Origin of the sequence: Vreelandella neptunia, assembly GCF_000712975.1 — a bacterium.
In the GTDB taxonomy this organism is placed as follows: Bacteria; Pseudomonadota; Gammaproteobacteria; order Pseudomonadales; family Halomonadaceae; genus Vreelandella; species Vreelandella qaidamensis.
This window is the reverse complement of the sequence record NZ_JHQL01000002.1, coordinates 655,968-673,176: the sequence shown is the minus strand read 5'-3', so window position 1 is coordinate 673,176 and position 17,209 is coordinate 655,968. Positions and strand designations below refer to the sequence as shown.

Sequence of the window (17,209 nt, the reverse complement as noted above, 5' to 3'; positions counted from 1 at the left end):
TGGCATGCAGCAACTGAATCCTTCCGAGATCAGCGACATCATCAAGCAGCGAATTGAGAAGCTTGACGTCGCATCCGAAGCCCGTAATCAGGGCACCATCGTCAGCGTTTCCGACGGTATCGTGAAAATTCACGGCCTCGAAGACGCGATGTTCGGTGAAATGATCGAATTCCCTAACAGCATCTTTGGCATGGTACTGAACCTGGAGCGTGACTCCGTTGGTGCCGTTGTCTTGGGTGACTATTTGCAACTTCAAGAAGGTATGACTGCCCAGTGTACCGGGCGTATCCTTGAAGTGCCGGTAGGCCCAGAGCTGGTAGGTCGCGTAGTCGATGCGCTGGGTAATGCTATCGACGGCAAAGGCGATATCAACGCCAAAATGACCGACGCGGTAGAAAAAGTAGCGCCTGGCGTTATTACCCGTCAGTCCGTTGACGAGCCGATCCAAACTGGTTTGAAGTCTATCGACGCCATGGTGCCAATCGGTCGCGGTCAGCGTGAGCTGATCATCGGCGACCGTCAGATTGGTAAATCTGCCATTGCTATCGATGCGATTATCAACCAGAAAGGCAAAGGCGTTACCTGTGTCTACGTGGCAATTGGTCAGAAGCAGTCGACTATTGCTAACGTGGTACGCAAACTAGAAGAGCATGGCGCGATGGAACACACCATCGTTGTCGCTGCTGGCGCTGCCGATCCGGCACCGATGCAGTTCTTGGCTGCTTATTCTGGCTGCACCATGGGTGAGTACTTCCGTGACCGTGGTGAAGACGCACTGATCGTTTATGACGATCTTTCCAAACAGGCTGTGGCATACCGTCAGGTATCTCTGCTGTTGCGTCGTCCGCCGGGTCGTGAAGCCTATCCTGGTGACGTTTTCTATCTCCACTCGCGTCTGCTTGAGCGCGCTGCGCGCGTTAATGCTGACTACGTTGAGAAGTTTACTGACGGCGAAGTGAAAGGCAAAACCGGTTCTTTGACCGCACTGCCGATTATCGAAACCCAAGGCGGTGACGTTTCTGCGTTCGTTCCGACTAACGTAATCTCGATCACTGATGGTCAGATCTTCTTGGAAACCAACCTGTTTAACTCCGGTATTCGTCCGGCAATTAACGCAGGTCTATCGGTTTCTCGTGTTGGTGGTGCAGCGCAGACCAAGATTATCAAAAAGCTGGGTGGCGGTGTTCGTTTGGCCTTGGCTCAGTACCGTGAGCTGGCGGCATTCTCGCAGTTTGCTTCTGACCTTGATGAAGCGACCCGTAAGCAGCTTGAGCATGGCCAACGCGTTACCGAACTGATGAAGCAAAAGCAGTATTCGCCGATGTCAGTGGCGGAAATGGCGCTGTCTCTGTACGCCGCTAACGAAGGTCACCTGGATGATGTGAGCGTCGATAAAGTGTTGGACTTCGAACGTGCTTTGCACGACTACATGAAGTCTGAGCACAACGACCTGCTCGATAAGATCAACCAGACCGGCGACTACAACGGCGAGATTCAGGACGGCTTGAAGTCAGGTCTCGAGAAGTTCAAGGCGACTCAGAGCTGGTAATGTCCGGCCCGCCTGCGGGCGGGCTTGCATGCTTTCTGAGAGCCACGAACGAAGGGTAGATCGCTATGGCAGCTGCAAAAGAGATACGCACCCAGATCGGGAGCATTAAAAATACGCAGAAGATTACCAGCGCCATGGAAATGGTGGCTGCATCTAAGATGCGTAAAGCACAAGATCTGATGAAGGCTGGCCAGCCGTATGCCAAGCAGATTCGTAATGTGGTAGGCCACATTGCTGACGCAAACCCCGAATATAAGCACGACTACATGGTCGAGCGTAATGAGGTGAAGCGCGTTGGTTACATTGTGGTATCTACTGACCGCGGTCTGTGTGGCGGCTTAAACGTCAACCTGTTTAAGGCAGTGGTGAAAGATGCCGTTGTCTGGAAACAGCAAGACGCCGAGCTAGACTTCTGTGCCCTCGGCTCTAAAGCCGGCGCCTTTTTCCGCAACTATGGAGGCAACCTCGTTGCTGCCAAGAGCGGATTGGGAGAATCGCCGTCTGTCGAAGGACTGATCGGTAGTGTCAAGGTCATGTTAGAAGCGTACGACGAAGGACGCCTTGACCGTTTGTTTGTGGTGTATAACGAATTTGTTAACACCATGACGCAACGGCCAGTCGTACGTCAGCTTCTTCCGTTGTCGTCCGATATGGGCGCAGACGCGAAGCATGACGAAGAAAACGCCCGTCCCGGAAGCTGGGACTACCTGTATGAACCGGATGCCAAGGCGTTGCTAGACAGCCTGTTGGTTCGTTTCATCGAATCACAGGTGTATCAGGCGGTAGTCGAAAACGGTGCGTGCGAACAGGCCGCCCGAATGATCGCTATGAAGAGTGCCACTGATAACGCGGGCAACCTGATCGACGATCTGGAGATGGTATACAACAAGGCCCGTCAGGCCGCCATCACCCAGGAAATTTCCGAGATCGTCGGCGGCGCTTCTGCCGTATAACGCCTAGGGAGCTAGCTATCGCAAAGATAGCTCCCGGCAGACAGGTTTCATTTGCAGGTTTTTGAGAGGAACCAAGATGAGCGGACGTATCGTACAAATCATCGGCGCGGTGATTGACGTAGAGTTTCCGCGGGACTCTGTGCCCAAGGTCTACGACGCGCTGAAGGTCTCTAATGCTGAGACCATCCTCGAAGTCCAGCAGCAGCTGGGCGACGGCGTGGTGCGCACCATTGCCATGGGCTCTACTGAGGGCTTGAAACGTGGCTTGGACGTGACCAACACAGGTACCGCGATTTCCGTACCCGTCGGTAAGGAAACGCTAGGTCGCATCATGAACGTGCTCGGTGAGCCGATTGATGAAGCTGGCCCGATTGGCGAGCAAGAGCGCATGCCAATCCACCGTAAAGCACCAAGCTACGCTGACCAAGCAGCTTCCAATGAGCTGTTGGAAACCGGCATCAAGGTTATCGACCTCGTTTGCCCGTTCGCTAAGGGCGGTAAAGTTGGTCTATTCGGCGGTGCGGGTGTTGGTAAAACCGTTAACATGATGGAGCTTATCCGCAACATCGCCACCGAACACAGCGGCTACTCTGTATTCGCCGGTGTCGGTGAGCGTACGCGTGAGGGTAACGACTTCTATCACGAAATGACTGAATCCAACGTTATCGACAAGGTATCGCTGGTTTACGGTCAGATGAACGAGCCCCCCGGTAACCGTCTACGTGTAGCACTGACTGGTCTGACCATCGCTGAGAAATTCCGTGATGAAGGCCGTGACGTACTGTTGTTCGTCGATAACATTTACCGCTACACCCTGGCTGGTACCGAAGTGTCTGCCCTGCTGGGTCGTATGCCGTCTGCGGTAGGTTATCAGCCGACGCTGGCTGAAGAGATGGGCGTTCTGCAGGAACGTATCACCTCGACTAAAACCGGCTCTATCACGTCTGTGCAGGCCGTTTACGTCCCTGCCGATGACTTGACTGACCCGTCGCCGGCGACCACCTTCTCGCACCTTGACGCCACCGTCGTACTTGCGCGTTCGATTGCTGAGCTAGGTATCTATCCGGCTATCGACCCGCTGGATTCTACGTCGCGTCAGCTAGATCCGTTGGTAGTGGGTGAAGAGCACTACAACGTAGCTCGTGGCGTACAGAACGTTCTGCAGCGTTACAAGGAACTGAAGGATATCATCGCGATTTTGGGTATGGACGAGCTGTCTGATGAAGATAAGCTGGCCGTATCTCGTGCGCGTAAAATCCAGCGTTTCCTGTCGCAGCCATTCTTCGTTGCTGAGGTATTCACTGGTTCGCCCGGTAAGTATGTTTCTTTGAAAGATACGATTCGTGGCTTCCAGGGCATCCTCGCGGGTGAGTATGACGAGTTGCCGGAACAGGCCTTCTACATGGTCGGCTCCATCGACGAAGCTGTCGAAAAAGCCAACCAGATGAAGAAGTAATCCCGTCCACTAGGGGGATTCGCTATGGCGAATAGCTTCACTTGCAATATCGTCAGCGCTGAAGCATCTATCTTCTCAGGCAGTGTTGAGCAGGTAGTCGCTTCCGGGATTATGGGTGACCTCGGCATTTTGCCGGGTCACGCCCCGCTGCTGACCGAGCTTCAGCCGGGCCCAATCCGCGTGATCCACGATGATGGCAAGGAAGAGAACTTCTTTGTCTCGGGTGGCTTCATGGAAGTCCAGCCGGATGTTGTGACGATCCTGGCAGACGCTGCGGCGCGTGCTAGCGACCTCGATGAGGCCGCTGCTGAAGAAGCACGTCAGCAAGCGCTGAAAGCTTTTAACGAGAAGTCAGCAGAGCTGGATTATACGCGTGCTGCCGCTGAACTTGCCGAAGCCGTTGCACAGCTACGAACGATTCAACAGCTGCGTAAGAAGGCGGGTAAAGGCTAGTAAAACACGCACTCGCGTGAATAAAACGCTCCTGGAGCCCGTTAGGGTTTAAGGAGCGTTTTTTTTGTCTGGTACCATAGGAAAACGCACTCAGCGTAGATCCACAGAGTAGGGATGCTCGGCTGTAACACCCCATCTGCACACTATGCGTCTGCACAAAGGGAGATAGCGATGTCATTGAATGATGAAGCCTTACAGGAATTAAAATCCGAGCTGCTTGACGAGCTAAATAAAGAAAAAGCAGATAAAACGCTGTTGGCAGCACGTTTATCCGAAATCCGTTCGGCAGATATTGGTGAGGTGCTAGAAGAACTCATCGAAGACGATGAAGAACTTCCGGCAGCGCTTGCCATACTTGATACTCTTTCTACTGAGCGTGCCGCTAATGTTCTGGGCTACTTACCAAGAGAGAGTCAGCTTGAGGTAGTTGGGAAACTGTCGGATACCCAAGTGCTAAAGCTTCTCGAAGAAATGGGCTCCGATGAACGGGCGGATTTATTTAATCTGCTTGGTGAAGACCGACGCGAAGCGCTGTTGCGGCGTATGGCGCACCAGGAACGGGAAGACCTAAAGCGCCTTGCAAGCTACGAAGAAGGTACCGCAGGCGCCATCATGACCTCTGACTATGTCGCTATAGCCAGTGGCATGACGGTGTCGCAAGCCATGATGCGGGTACGCCAAACCGCTCCAGATGCGGAAACGGTGTATCAGCTCTATGTACTTGATAGCGACGGCCAGTTAATAGGAACGATGTCTTTACGCCAGCTGATGGTGGCTCGCCCAGGGGCGTTGGTTGATGACATCATGATCAAAGATGTTATCAGCACCCCGGTAGATGAAGAGCAAGAAGAGGTGGCGCGGATTGTGGCTCGCTATGACCTGCTGGCACTGCCTGTTTTGGATGCGGATGGACGCATGGTCGGTATTGTTACCCACGATGATGCGATGGATGTTGCCGAGTCTGAAGCAACTGAAGATATCCACAAGGGGATGTCTATCGGCCAGTTAGAGGATGGTGTTAGCCGCGTTCCGCTGTGGAGCCTTTACCGTAAGCGGGTGTTTTGGCTGGTACTACTAGTATTCGCTAACTTATTTTCTGGCGCGGGGATCGCCTATTTTGAGGATACGATTGCCGCCCAAGTGGCACTGGTATTTTTTCTACCGCTGCTGATTGGCAGTGGCGGTAATGCAGGCGCTCAGGCAGCCACGCTGATGGTACGCGGTATGGCAACTGGCGATGTGGGGGTGAAAGACTGGAGCAAAATGCTCGGCCGTGAGCTGTTGGTGGCTGGCTCTTTGGGTATCACCATGGCAATTGCGGTAACGCCAATAGGGATTTTTCGTGGCGGCGAAGCAGTCGCCATTATCGTGGCGTTAAGCATGGTGACCATCGTTTTGTTTGGCAGCATGATTGGTATGTGCCTACCGTTTGTATTAGAGCGCTTTAAGGTCGACCCTGCCACTGCGTCAGCGCCATTGGTAACCACACTAATTGATGCCACCGGGGTATTAATTTACTTCAGTATTGCGACGGTCGTACTGGCAAGCGTGTAACGCAGGTTAACGCATCGCACTGCTGGCCGCGCGGGTAATAAACAGTACTTCCACATGGCCCAGCCACTCAATATCGCTGGCTAGCGCTTTTAACTGGCTGGCAAGACACTGAGGTGGCTGGTGTACTGAATCGCCTATAATCAGCGATACCGATACCTTATCGTCTAGATAGTGGAGTTGAAGCTCGTTTAACGTGCGCCAAACAGGATGCATATACCAACGCTCGTTCAGCGCGGCTTCTACTTCGGGCCGCAGAGGTAGGCCGGGAAGTCGGCTAGGATCGCCTTCTCCGGCGTCGTCTTCAGGGTCTACGTGAAAAATAACATCGGTGAGCAGTGGGAATTCATGGCGTAGGCGACGGCTCACTTCGTTGCCGATTTCATGGGCTTCTGACACGGTAATTTTTGGTCCGACCACCACATGCAAGTCCACCATTACCCAGCCTGCGGACTGACGGGTGCGTAGATCATGCACGCTATCAACCCCTGGCACGCTACAGGCAACATCGTGCATTTGCTGTTGAACGCTTTCAGGGAGTGCGGTATCCACGAGTTCTCTCGCGGACTCCCACAGTAAATCCCAGCCTACTTTACCCACCAGTAAGCCAACGATAATGGCCGCGACGGCGTCTAGCCAGCCAAAACCAAGCTGCGCGCCAATTAACGCGACCAGCACTACCGCAGTGGAAAGTGCATCGCTACGTGAATGCCAGGCGTTCGCCTCTAACAGCTTGGATTTAACGCGTTTAGCAACGCGCATGGTATAGCGAAAAATCCACTCTTTACTGAACAGAGCGATAATTGTGATAACAATAGCGACTGCACCTGGAGCATTGACTTCCGTACCATTAAATAATCGATCCAAGCTAGACCAAGCAATACCGCCAGCCACAAAAATCAATACACTACCCAATAGCAGTGTTGTAAGGGTTTCGATACGGCCGTGCCCGTAATGATGGTCGTCATCTGGTTCCTGACGACCGTAGTGAATAGCGGCCAACACAAAACCATCAGTCACAAGGTCTGAAAGTGAATGGATACCATCGGCAATGAGCGCCGCGGAGCCTACCCAAAAGCCAACCACGACTTTAACAACACTCAACAAGCCATCTAGCCAGGCGCCTATATAAGTGACACGTTTGGCCTCTCGGCTATCTAGCTCATGCTTGGGAACCACTGGTGATTCTACGGTCTGAGTCATGGGTGACCTTACAGGATCGCGCATTACTAATGAGTACCTATTGTAGCGTACCGCGTCCTTGGCTCTATACCTTCTTGTGAATTTGCTCGTATGCTGAATGCGGACAATGAATTAAGGGATGTGTATCCTTAGCGCCATTGCAAGCGCATGAGTGTCATCAAACACATGAATGCCATCAAGAATAGTTAAACACAGGATAACCCATGGATTGGTTCCAGGTAGTTGTGTTAGCGGTAGTTCAGGGGCTTACAGAATTTTTACCCATATCGAGTTCGGCTCATCTTATATTGGTACCGGTGCTGACTACCTGGGAAGACCAGGGCCTTGCCTTTGATGTGGCATTGCATCTTGGTAGTTTAAGCGCGGTGGTTATCTATTTCCGACACGAAATAGGCAGAATGATCGTTAGTAGCTTGACCGCACTTCGCGGCCAAGAGGTTAACGACGATGCTGTATTGGCGTTTTGGGTCGTGATTGCCACGCTGCCCGTATGTATTGTCGGCTTTTTGCTTCATGACCTGATCTCGGGTTACATGCGCTCTACGTTGATTATTGGTGCCAGTTTGATTGTTTTTGGCCTGTTACTTGGTTATGCAGACTGGAAAAAACGCGGCACTCGTAGCGAATACCAGATGACGTTAAAGGATGTGCTCATTATTGGAGGTGCCCAAGTGTTGGCGCTTATTCCAGGCACATCCCGTTCAGGTATCACCATAACAGCGGCGTTAATGGTGGGTATGAGCCGAGAAGGTGCGGCACGGTTTTCGTTTTTACTGTCAATCCCCGTTATTGTTCTGGCAGGGGGGCTTGAGGCAATTAGCTTATTGAAAGATCCCCAGCTCATCGATATACCGGCAATGTTAGTAGGCACCTTACTCTCAGGTATTAGCGCCTATGTGTGTATTCACTATTTCCTGGTAGTGATCAAAAAACTGGGCATGCAGCCATTTGTCATTTATCGGGTGTTGTTTGGGGCTTGGTTGCTATGGTTTTTCCATTTTTAGCTGGTGGTTCATTGCTAGTTTTTCATAGCTAGGTCTTTTCATCTTGACCCCGTGCCTTATCTCCAAGGGAAAACAAAATGAAGGTTACTTCTCGTTTATTAAAATACTCAGGGCTCCTACTCATTGCTGCTGGCGTATTAGCGGGGTGTTCAGAAAATGATCGACCACTGGATTCCCCGGTTCGCTTTGAAGGCGGTATTTTCGGAACGTTTTATCAAGTCACCATTGCGGACCCGTTAACCCAAGGCGAGGCGAATGCTTTAGAAGAAGGTTTTCTAGCGGAACTTAATGACGTTGATCAGGCAATGTCTACTTACCGTGATGATGCAGAGCTTATAGTTTTTAATGATGCTCCTTTGAATGAATGGCAGCCGCTTTCCAACGCGTTAATTGAAGTGCTTGCGATCAGTCGTTCCGTATCCGAAGCAAGCAACGGTGCGTTTGATATTACGGTCGGTGATGTCGTCAACTTGTGGAGTTTTGGCCCCGAAGCACGCCCTGAAGAGGTGCCTTCAGACGCTGAGCTAAACGAGCGTATGGCTACGATTGGCTATGAGGCAGTTGATGTTGATACTCAACTTATGCAGGCGCGCCGCACGCGCGATGTGTTTGCTGATCTATCGGGAGTGGCTAAAGGGCATGGTACTGATCGCGTTGGGGCATACCTTGATCAGCAGGGAATTGAAAACTATTTAGTCAATATTGGTGGTGAATTAATTGCTCGCGGCTATCGGGATTTAGAAGAGCAAAGCCCATGGCGTGTCGGAATTGAGGTGCCACATAGCGGTTTGCCTGAGGCGCAACACGTTCTTCCTCTTGAAGATCTGTCGGTCGCAACGTCTGGGGATTATCGTAATTATTTTGAAGTAGATGGCGAGCGCTTTTCCCATACTATTGACCCTCGCACCGGTCGGCCGGTTAAGCACCAGCTTGCCTCTGTTTCTGTTTTTCACCCTTCCAATGCCTGGGCAGACGCGTGGTCTACAGCAATCTCGGTAGCGGGTAGCGAAGAAGGGATGCAGATGGCCGTTGAGAACAATCTAAGTGTGTTGATGCTAGTGAAAGACAGTGATCATTGGCAAAGCCTAGCCAGTCCCGCCTTTATGGACTACTTCGATAAAGCACTTATTGATGAGCTAGGTATTGACGCTTGGGAAGCACCAGCTGTCAATCGCTAAACCGTTACAGGTGAATATTATGCAAGAGCTTGATGTTGTTATCCTTGCCGCTGGCAAAGGCACCCGCATGCGTTCGCAAACGCCAAAAGTGCTGCACACCTTGGCGGGTAAACCGATGGTACAACACGTACTGGACACAGCCAGCGGACTCAACCCTACGCGTACCCATGTTGTGATTGGCCACGGTGCAGATCAACTGTGTGAAGCACTAGCGGAGAGTGACGTATCCTTTGCGATTCAAGCAGAGCAAAAAGGCACCGGCCATGCGGTGGCTCAAGCGCAGTCTCAGTTAGGTAACGGAAAGGTGTTGGTTCTGTATGGCGATGTGCCGATGATTCGTCGCGAATCTTTGGCTGCGCTTCTTAACCACGTGGATGAGCAGCACATGGGGCTGCTGACCGTCACGTTAGATGACCCCTCTGGCTATGGACGTATTGTTCGTAATGATGAGGGCGAAGCGGTCGCTATCATTGAGCAAAAAGATGCTAACGCTGAACAGCTTTCCATTAACGAATGCAACACCGGCATTATGGCGATGACCAGTGCCCAGCTGAAACGGTGGCTGCCCCAGTTGTCGGCAGAAAATGCTCAAGGCGAGTACTACTTAACCGATGTCATTGCCATGGCAGCAGATGAAGGTGTGAAGGTGTGCACTGCCCAGCCAGCCAGCGCAGTAGAAGTTGAAGGCGTGAATAATCGTTCACAAATGGCCCGGTTAGAGCGCGCTTATCAGCAGCAGCTAGCGGATAAGTTAATGGAGCAGGGGGTAGCATTGGCGGACCCAGCAAGAATCGATATTCGCGGTAAGCTTACCTGTGGCCACGATGTGTTTATCGATGTGGGCTGTGTATTTGAAGGTGATGTTGAGCTGGGTGAAGGGGTAAAGATTGGCCCTTACTGCGTGATTAAAAACAGCACAATTGGGGCTGAAAGTGTCATCGATAGTCATAGCGTGATTGATAACACGGTGGCCGCAGGGTTGAATCAAGTTGGCCCCTTTGCACGACTACGCCCTGGCACACGCCTAGCAGTCAAAGCCAAGGTAGGAAACTTTGTTGAAACTAAAAACGCTGATGTTGGAGAAGGTAGTAAAATTAATCACTTAAGTTATGTGGGTGATGCGCGTTTAGGGCGTGATGTGAATGTCGGGGCGGGCACTATTACGTGTAATTATGATGGCGTAAATAAGCATATTACCCAGATTGGTGATAATGCGTTTATTGGTTCTAACAGCGCCTTAGTAGCGCCGGTGACGGTGGGTAAAGGTGCCACGATTGGGGCAGGCTCAACAATCGCTAAAGACGTTGCTGAGCACGCCTTGGCAGTTACTCGCAGCAGACAACTTGAAAAACTGGATTGGCCGCGCCCTGTCAAAAAAGTTAAATAAAGCGGTCTATTCGCGGAATCGTTAGGTTTCAATAACGCATTAAGACGCCCAAGGAGAAATGGCTATGTGTGGCATCGTTGCTGCGGTTGCACAGCGTAATGTGCAAGGAATTTTGCTGGAAGGCCTCAAGCGCTTGGAGTATCGCGGCTATGACTCTTCTGGTATGACGGTGCTGAACAGTGGTGTGTTAACGCGTCACCGCGCCTTGGGCAAGGTAGCCGCTCTTGATGAACGGTTAGCCACCGCAGCGCTACCCGGCACCTGTGGTATTGCCCATACCCGCTGGGCTACTCACGGTAAACCGTCTGAAGAAAACGCCCACCCGCATCACAGTAGTGACCAAGTAGCGGTGGTGCACAACGGCATTATCGAAAACTACGAGCAGATCAAAGACACCCTACAGGCCAGCGGTTACCGCTTTACCTCCGAAACTGATACCGAAGTCATCGCCCACTTACTGTCTGAAAAATTAGCAACCGGTCTGACATTATTTGAAGCAACCCAGCAAATCGTCAACGGCTTAGGCGGTGCCTACGCGCTTGGTGTGATGAGCGCTGCAGAACCAGGGGTGGTGGTAGGTGCTCGTCAGGGCAGTCCGCTGGTGGTGGGGGTAGGGATCGATGAAGCTTTTCTCGCCTCGGATCCGTTAGCGCTTTTACAAGTGTCCGACCGCTTTATTTACCTGGAAGAAGGCGATTTAGTAGAGCTTCGTGAGCAAGGCTCAATCCGTATCGTTGACCATCAGGGGAATCCCGTTGAGCGGCCAATTCAAACGTTTGAACATGGCGACGGCGCCGCCAGCAAAGGCGACTACCGGCACTATATGCTCAAAGAAATCTTCGAGCAGCCTGACGTCATTAGTGCCGCCCTTGAAGGGCGTTTAAGTGGCAGCAGTGTATTGATTGAAAGCTTTGGCCCTGATGCCCAAACACTGTTTCAGGCTACCCGCCAGATTCATATTATTGCTTGTGGTACCAGCTACCATGCTGGCTTAGTGGCGCGCTACTGGCTAGAGCGCTATGCCGGTGTGCCAGTACAGGTAGAGGTGGCCTCTGAGTACCGCTATCGACACCCTGTTGTGCCTGAAGGCACGCTGTTTGTCACGCTGTCGCAATCCGGTGAAACAGCGGACACGCTGGCAGCGCTGCGTTTTGCAAAAACGCTTAGTTATGTTGGGTCGCTGGCTATTTGCAACGTACCCGGCAGTTCCCTGGTACGGGAATCGGATATGTCGCTGATGACACGGGCAGGCCCAGAAATCGGCGTTGCGTCTACCAAAGCATTTACCACACAACTGGTTGCGTTAATGCTGCTAACGCTGTCGGTAAACAAAGCTAAAGGCCAGCCAGAGCAGCAAGATATTGTCGAAGCGCTACGCGGACTCCCTGCACTGTGTCAGCAAGTATTAGCGCTAGATAGCCAAGTTGAAACCCTTTCCCAAGCGTTTGCGGAAAAACATCACGCGCTCTTTTTAGGCCGTGGTGCTCACTATCCTATTGCGCTAGAAGGCGCGCTAAAGCTTAAGGAAATTTCCTACATTCATGCAGAGGCTTACCCCGCTGGAGAGTTAAAGCACGGGCCGCTGGCGCTGGTAGACAGCGAAATGCCGGTGATTTCAGTTGCCCCTAACGACGACCTGCTCGAAAAGCTAAAGTCGAACCTACAGGAAGTCCGTGCCCGCGGTGGTCAGCTGTTTGTGTTTGCCGATGAGCGTGTAGGAATCAGCGAGCAAGATGGCGTTCGCGTATTAACACTTCCTCATGTTCACGAAGCACTGGCGCCGCTTTTATACACGCTGCCCCTGCAGCTTCTGAGCTACCACGTGGCGGTTCTAAAAGGCACCGATGTGGATCAGCCACGTAATTTAGCCAAGAGCGTAACGGTCGAGTAGGCCTTCACAAAATAAATGTTTCTGGCACTGTAAAACGGCTTTACAAGATGCGGCAAATGGCCGCATCTTTAGCGTGATCGCTGCGTTGCAGCACTTAGTTAGTGTGCTTATCATCGTGGCGGTCTCTTCCAACCCTGCCAGGATCACTTTACTATGAAACCACCTAACGTCCTTGCAATGCGGCAGTCTACTTGCCGGTTTGCTTGGTTGTTGATTGCGTTGTGTTTGTTTGCTTTTCCCACCCTCTCTTATGCCGCTTCTGGCCCGTTAGATCTTACTGCTTCGTTTGCCGGTATTGCCTCTGTTGTCATCTTTGTTCTTGCCTACGCCTTGGTAATGAGCGAAGAGCTAATTCACATGCGTAAATCCAAGCCTGTACTAGTGGCCGCCGGGCTTATCTGGGCGTTGGTGGCGTGGGTCTATGTACAGGCGGGCATGCCGCAAGAAGCGGAAGCAGCGTTTAAAGAAACGCTGCTTGAATACACTGAGTTGTTGCTGTTCTTGCTGGTAGCGATGACCTACATCAACGCTATGGAAGAACGCCGTATTTTTGATGCCCTGCGGGCTTGGCTAGTACGTAAAGGCTTTAGTTATCGCAGTCTGTTTTGGATTACGGGATGTCTTGCCTTTGGTATTTCTGCCATTGCCAACAACATGACCACGGCGATGCTGATGTGCGCGGTGGTGCTGAAAGTGGCTGAAGGCGATAAAAAGTTCATTAGTCTGTGCTGTGTCAACGTGGTGGTAGCATCAAACGCAGGCGGTGCGTTCAGCCCGTTTGGTGATATCACCACGTTGATGGTGTGGCAGGCAGGCCAGGTGCCGTTTGGCGGCTTCTTTGCGCTCTTGGTGCCTGCTATTGTCAATTTTATCGTGCCGTCGGTGATCATGAACTTCTTCATTGTTAACCGCCAACCTGCAGCGCTCACCGAAAACGTCTGGTTAAAGCGTGGTTCGCGTCGCATCATCGCGCTATTTTTGGTGACTGTCGCTATTTCCGTATTGTGCCATTCGGTTCTTTATCTGCCGCCTGCGATGGGCATGATGTTTGGTCTTGGCCTACTGCAGTTCTTTGGCTACTACCTGCGCCGCAGTCTGCCACGCTCCCTGGAGCGCAAGCGTGAACGTTATTCCCGCCGTGGTGACTGGAATAAGCTTGAGCAACTGGGTAGCGTTGTTCCTTTTGATATCTTCAGCCGTATTGCCCGCTCAGAATGGGACACGCTGCTCTTCTTCTACGGAGTTGTGATGTGTGTCGGTGGCCTGGGCTTTATGGGCTATTTAAGTCTATTGTCAGAAACCTTGTATGGCAGTTGGAATCCTGTGTGGGCCAATGTTGTTTTGGGGCTTATCTCGGCGGTAGTCGATAACATTCCGGTGATGTTTGCGGTGCTTTCCATGGCGCCCGATATGTCGCAAGGTAACTGGCTGCTGATCACATTGACTGCTGGTGTTGGTGGTAGCCTGCTGTCAATGGGCTCTGCGGCGGGGGTTGCGTTAATGGGCCAAGCCCGAGGTATTTATACTTTTGCGGGCCACCTGCGCTGGGCACCGGCTATTTTGCTGGGGTATGCTGCCAGTATTGCTGCGCATTTGTTGATAAACGCAGCGCTATTTTAAATTAGCAGCTAATTTAGCTAAAAACACGCCCCTTATCATTGATAAGGGGCGTGTTTTTAATACTGTTAGTAGGTTTTCTAGCTTTACTTAATGACTATAAATTTGATGTCGAGACTATAAATCGTGCCCGGTAATGACTTTGCAAATATCGGCAAAGCTACTGGCAGTCGGCACTGCTGAAGAGGTGAATTTCATCGTGGTTTTATTGCCCATGGCGTGCTGTATATCGGTGGCAGAAATAATACCGCGTACGCTTAATGGTTGATTTTGTTTATGCTCAGTAATCAATAAGTGCTGCTCTGTAAAGCGCTCCATAGAAAGCACAAGGTCTTCAATCGTTAATGAGTTAAGTTGCTCAAATGGCATCGCACTAAGCTGTTGCCAGGGCGTCATAATCATGTCGGCTGTAATTTCCGTACGATCAAGATTTCTCTGCTGCATCGCCAAGTTAATGCGCCGTGTTCCAATGACTTCTTTGGCAGTCAGTACGCCAATGCAGTGGTTAGCTTTGTCGAGAACAAACAACAGGCGAACACCGCCATGGCGCATTTGTAAATGAGCATCGTCGATAGGCGTATCCGCGGTTACTGCCTGGGGTCTGACCTGAGTAAAATCCGTCAGCACCGATAACGCAGAGCTTTCAGGTGTTATCTGCTTTGTTGTTGGCGTAATAAGCAGTGGTGTTTCACCAAACTGGATAAGTGGTTTGGGGGTATGGACTAGCATATTCATCAGGGAATCTCCGTCGTATGAATAGACAGGTCGTTAACCGCTTGCCTGTCTTGTACTTTCACACTTGCACGGAATTCTTATGGGAACCTTAACAGGCCCCTTTATGGCCGATTATTTTTTGGTTGGCGTTGAGATAGGGCGTTCCTGGTAAACGTTGCGCGCACACGAAGCCCACCGCTAGGGGCCTCATCAAGCAGTAAGACGCCCTGATGGCGTTTGACCAAGCGCTCGACAATGGATAAACCTAAACCCGCGCCAGCACCAGGCCCAGCACGTTGAAATCGCTCCATCAGCTGGTTGCGTTGTGCTGCAGGGATACCGGGCCCTTGATCATCAACAATGACAATAACACTTTTCGCTAATGTTTTAAGCGTGATCGTAATAGCGCTTTGAGCAGGCGAGTGTTGAATGGCGTTACCCACCAGATTTTGCACCAGCGCCTCAATAGCTCCTGGTTCCGCTTCTATTTCCCATTTAGCCGAGTCGTCTGCCTCTAATAACAACGGTTGTTGTCGCTCGGCGGCCAGTGGTGCAAGCTTTGCCAACGTTTCGCGAGCTTCGTGTAATACATTACAGCGGTGATACTCTGACAGCGGTTCTTCTTCGTGGTCTAAGCGCGCCAGGGTTAAGAGTTGAGAGACTAGCCGCGTTGAACGTTTCACTCCACTGCGTAAATGATGCAGCGCTTCTTTTCTGTCATCGGCATTGTCAGCGGTCAGTGCATTTTGCGCGTGCAAATCAAGTACCGCCAAGGGGGTGCGTAGTTCGTGGGCAGCGTCGGCAATGAAACGCTTTTCGCGAATACGCAGCTGTCGCAGCTGTTCCAACAGCCGGTTTAGGGCGCTAGAAATGGTTTCCAGTTCCTGGGGAAGTGGATGAAGCGTCAGTGGCTTTAGGTGGTGGGGATCGCGGGCACGGATTTGCTCTGCCATCCGTGATAGGGGGGCAAGCCCCCAGCCAATTGACCACCACAGTAATAGTGTCAATAAGGGCAAGCCAATAAGATCAGGTAATAAGGTACGCAGTGCTACTGCGCTGATCAATTCACCACGAACGTCCTCTCGTTCGCCCACCGCTACGCGTTTGTTAGTGCCTGTTATTTCCAGAACAAAAACGCGCCAGTCGTGTTGATTCACTGTAAGCGTTGAATAACCAGATGGTTGCTGGGTAAGCTGTATTTCGGGGGCGCTGGCGGAACGCAGCAGTAGGCGATCGCCATCCCAAAGCTGAAATGCCTGCTTGCTCTCATAGCGATGATCTGCAAAACGATGATTGGATTGCTCGGCACTAAGCAGCGCACTCTCCACACTTTCTAGTAAAAGCGTACGGTCGCTATCGGGCAGTGGTGCCTGTAGTAATCCTTCTAGCAAACGGGCACTTTGTGCCAGGCTAGCATCGTGAAGTTCTTCGATTTCATGGGCGGCATAGCGATAGCTAATAAAGCCAATCACTAGCATGCTCGCGCCAAACACAAGCAGCGCAAGCCCCAGGGTGCGTTGACGAATAGAACTCATGCGCTTGCCTTGTGTACGTTAACCATTATGATTTATCCATGACATAGCCGATCCCTCTCACGGTGCGAATAACCTCAGGAAACAGCTTTCGTCGTAAGTGGTGGATATGAACTTCGATAGCGTTACTCTCGACTTCTTCCTCCCAGCCGTACACTAAACGCGTTAAGGTATCGCGGGTAAAGACACGACCTGGGTGGCTCATAAACTCCTGTAGTAATGTCAGCTCACGACGCGAAAGCGTGATCACTTGATGTTGATAACTGACCTGTAAGGTCTGAGGGTCCAGGCTAATTCCCCGGCAGTTGAGTAAGCCGCTGCTTTGCCCTTGACTGCGGCGCAATAAAGCACGCAGGCGCGCTTTTAATTCTGCTACCTCGAAGGGTTTGGTGATGTAATCGTCGGCTCCTGCATCCAACCCTTCGATACGGTTATCCACCGCATCGCGGGCGGTCAGAACTAAAATAGGCAGTTGGCTGCCATGTCGCCGAATAGCGCGCAGCACTTCCATTCCATCGATCGTTGGTAAACCAAGGTCCAGGATGACCGCATCAAAGGGTTCATTTTTAAGCGCATGAAGCGCGTTATCGCCATCGGCTAAATGATCTACCGTATAGTGCTCAGGTTTTAGCGCCATACGAATCCCTGACGCTAAACTGGGGTCGTCCTCAACCAGTAAAATGCGCATATCGATGGATGACTCCTTTCATTCATGGCGGGC

General features: G+C 51.6%; 14 protein-coding genes. 10 read left to right on the top strand and 4 right to left on the bottom strand.

Features of this window, described 5'->3' with window-relative positions; genetic code table 11:
- Positions 1 to 4 precede the first annotated feature (4 nt).
- From atpA to mgtE, 5 genes are all read left to right on the top strand, one after another.
- Entirely contained in the window at positions 5 to 1,549 is a 1,545-nt protein-coding gene (gene atpA / locus CR46_RS0107835) for a F0F1 ATP synthase subunit alpha (protein WP_009723316.1), read from the top strand.
- A 65-nt stretch (positions 1,550 to 1,614) separates the two neighbouring features.
- The gene (atpG, locus tag CR46_RS0107830) at positions 1,615 to 2,502 is read left to right on the top strand and encodes a F0F1 ATP synthase subunit gamma (protein WP_030071601.1); all 888 of its coding nucleotides are present in this window, start codon (positions 1,615 to 1,617) and stop codon (positions 2,500 to 2,502) included.
- 76 nt (positions 2,503 to 2,578) lie between these two features.
- Positions 2,579 to 3,958, top strand: a complete 1,380-nt coding sequence (gene atpD, locus CR46_RS0107825; protein WP_030071599.1) for a F0F1 ATP synthase subunit beta — start codon at positions 2,579 to 2,581, stop codon at positions 3,956 to 3,958.
- Between the two features lie 24 nt (positions 3,959 to 3,982).
- Positions 3,983 to 4,411 (top strand): F0F1 ATP synthase subunit epsilon, encoded by a 429-nt coding sequence (locus tag CR46_RS0107820; protein WP_030071596.1) that lies wholly within the window; start codon positions 3,983 to 3,985, stop codon positions 4,409 to 4,411.
- 171 nt (positions 4,412 to 4,582) lie between these two features.
- On the top strand, positions 4,583 to 5,965 hold the full coding sequence (gene mgtE / locus CR46_RS0107815; protein ID WP_030071595.1) for a magnesium transporter: 1,383 nt from the start codon (positions 4,583 to 4,585) through the stop codon (positions 5,963 to 5,965).
- A gap of 6 nt (positions 5,966 to 5,971) precedes the next feature.
- On the opposite strand, the gene CR46_RS0107810 is transcribed toward mgtE, so the two are convergent.
- Entirely contained in the window at positions 5,972 to 7,165 is a 1,194-nt protein-coding gene (locus CR46_RS0107810; RefSeq protein WP_030071592.1) for a cation diffusion facilitator family transporter, read from the bottom strand.
- 203 nt (positions 7,166 to 7,368) lie between these two features.
- Here CR46_RS0107810 and CR46_RS0107805 point away from each other — a divergent pair, with 203 nt between their 5' ends.
- The 5 genes from CR46_RS0107805 (at position 7,369) to nhaD (ending at position 14,245) form a co-directional block, all read left to right on the top strand.
- The gene (locus CR46_RS0107805; RefSeq protein WP_030071591.1) at positions 7,369 to 8,169 is read left to right on the top strand and encodes an undecaprenyl-diphosphate phosphatase; all 801 of its coding nucleotides are present in this window, start codon (positions 7,369 to 7,371) and stop codon (positions 8,167 to 8,169) included.
- A 77-nt stretch (positions 8,170 to 8,246) separates the two neighbouring features.
- Positions 8,247 to 9,347 (top strand): FAD:protein FMN transferase, encoded by a 1,101-nt coding sequence (locus tag CR46_RS0107800; protein WP_030071590.1) that lies wholly within the window; start codon positions 8,247 to 8,249, stop codon positions 9,345 to 9,347.
- A 19-nt stretch (positions 9,348 to 9,366) separates the two neighbouring features.
- On the top strand, positions 9,367 to 10,734 hold the full coding sequence (gene glmU / locus CR46_RS0107795) for a bifunctional UDP-N-acetylglucosamine diphosphorylase/glucosamine-1-phosphate N-acetyltransferase GlmU (RefSeq protein WP_030071587.1): 1,368 nt from the start codon (positions 9,367 to 9,369) through the stop codon (positions 10,732 to 10,734).
- A gap of 64 nt (positions 10,735 to 10,798) precedes the next feature.
- Positions 10,799 to 12,625: a glutamine--fructose-6-phosphate transaminase (isomerizing) gene (glmS, locus tag CR46_RS0107790; RefSeq protein WP_030071585.1), complete on the top strand. Its 1,827-nt coding sequence runs from the start codon at positions 10,799 to 10,801 to the stop codon at positions 12,623 to 12,625.
- 153 nt (positions 12,626 to 12,778) lie between these two features.
- Positions 12,779 to 14,245: a sodium:proton antiporter NhaD gene (gene nhaD / locus CR46_RS0107785; RefSeq protein WP_030071583.1), complete on the top strand. Its 1,467-nt coding sequence runs from the start codon at positions 12,779 to 12,781 to the stop codon at positions 14,243 to 14,245.
- A 114-nt stretch (positions 14,246 to 14,359) separates the two neighbouring features.
- Here nhaD and CR46_RS0107780 read toward each other — a convergent pair whose 3' ends face one another.
- The 3 genes from CR46_RS0107780 to CR46_RS0107770 form a co-directional block, all read right to left on the bottom strand.
- The gene (locus tag CR46_RS0107780) at positions 14,360 to 14,977 is read right to left on the bottom strand and encodes a CBS domain-containing protein (protein WP_030071581.1); all 618 of its coding nucleotides are present in this window, start codon (positions 14,975 to 14,977) and stop codon (positions 14,360 to 14,362) included.
- Positions 14,978 to 15,078: 101 nt separating this feature from the next.
- Positions 15,079 to 16,491 (bottom strand): sensor histidine kinase, encoded by a 1,413-nt coding sequence (locus tag CR46_RS0107775; RefSeq protein WP_030071579.1) that lies wholly within the window; start codon positions 16,489 to 16,491, stop codon positions 15,079 to 15,081.
- 25 nt (positions 16,492 to 16,516) lie between these two features.
- Positions 16,517 to 17,176: a response regulator transcription factor gene (locus tag CR46_RS0107770; RefSeq protein ID WP_030071576.1), complete on the bottom strand. Its 660-nt coding sequence runs from the start codon at positions 17,174 to 17,176 to the stop codon at positions 16,517 to 16,519.
- Between the last annotated feature and the right edge of the window lie 33 nt (positions 17,177 to 17,209).

Excerpts from the sequence above, each read along its gene's own strand:
- atpA (WP_009723316.1), top strand. The coding sequence starts at position 5 with ATGCAGCAACTGAATCCTTCCGAGATCAGCGACATCATCAAGCAGCGA.
- atpG (WP_030071601.1), top strand. The coding sequence starts at position 1,615 with ATGGCAGCTGCAAAAGAGATACGCACCCAGATCGGGAGCATTAAAAAT.
- atpD (WP_030071599.1), top strand. The coding sequence starts at position 2,579 with ATGAGCGGACGTATCGTACAAATCATCGGCGCGGTGATTGACGTAGAG.
- CR46_RS0107820 (WP_030071596.1), top strand. The coding sequence starts at position 3,983 with ATGGCGAATAGCTTCACTTGCAATATCGTCAGCGCTGAAGCATCTATC.
- mgtE (WP_030071595.1), top strand. The coding sequence starts at position 4,583 with ATGTCATTGAATGATGAAGCCTTACAGGAATTAAAATCCGAGCTGCTT.
- CR46_RS0107810 (WP_030071592.1), bottom strand. The coding sequence starts at position 7,165 with ATGACTCAGACCGTAGAATCACCAGTGGTTCCCAAGCATGAGCTAGAT.
- CR46_RS0107805 (WP_030071591.1), top strand. The coding sequence starts at position 7,369 with ATGGATTGGTTCCAGGTAGTTGTGTTAGCGGTAGTTCAGGGGCTTACA.
- CR46_RS0107800 (WP_030071590.1), top strand. The coding sequence starts at position 8,247 with ATGAAGGTTACTTCTCGTTTATTAAAATACTCAGGGCTCCTACTCATT.
- glmU (WP_030071587.1), top strand. The coding sequence starts at position 9,367 with ATGCAAGAGCTTGATGTTGTTATCCTTGCCGCTGGCAAAGGCACCCGC.
- glmS (WP_030071585.1), top strand. The coding sequence starts at position 10,799 with ATGTGTGGCATCGTTGCTGCGGTTGCACAGCGTAATGTGCAAGGAATT.
- nhaD (WP_030071583.1), top strand. The coding sequence starts at position 12,779 with ATGAAACCACCTAACGTCCTTGCAATGCGGCAGTCTACTTGCCGGTTT.
- CR46_RS0107780 (WP_030071581.1), bottom strand. The coding sequence starts at position 14,977 with ATGAATATGCTAGTCCATACCCCCAAACCACTTATCCAGTTTGGTGAA.
- CR46_RS0107775 (WP_030071579.1), bottom strand. The coding sequence starts at position 16,491 with ATGAGTTCTATTCGTCAACGCACCCTGGGGCTTGCGCTGCTTGTGTTT.
- CR46_RS0107770 (WP_030071576.1), bottom strand. The coding sequence starts at position 17,176 with ATGCGCATTTTACTGGTTGAGGACGACCCCAGTTTAGCGTCAGGGATT.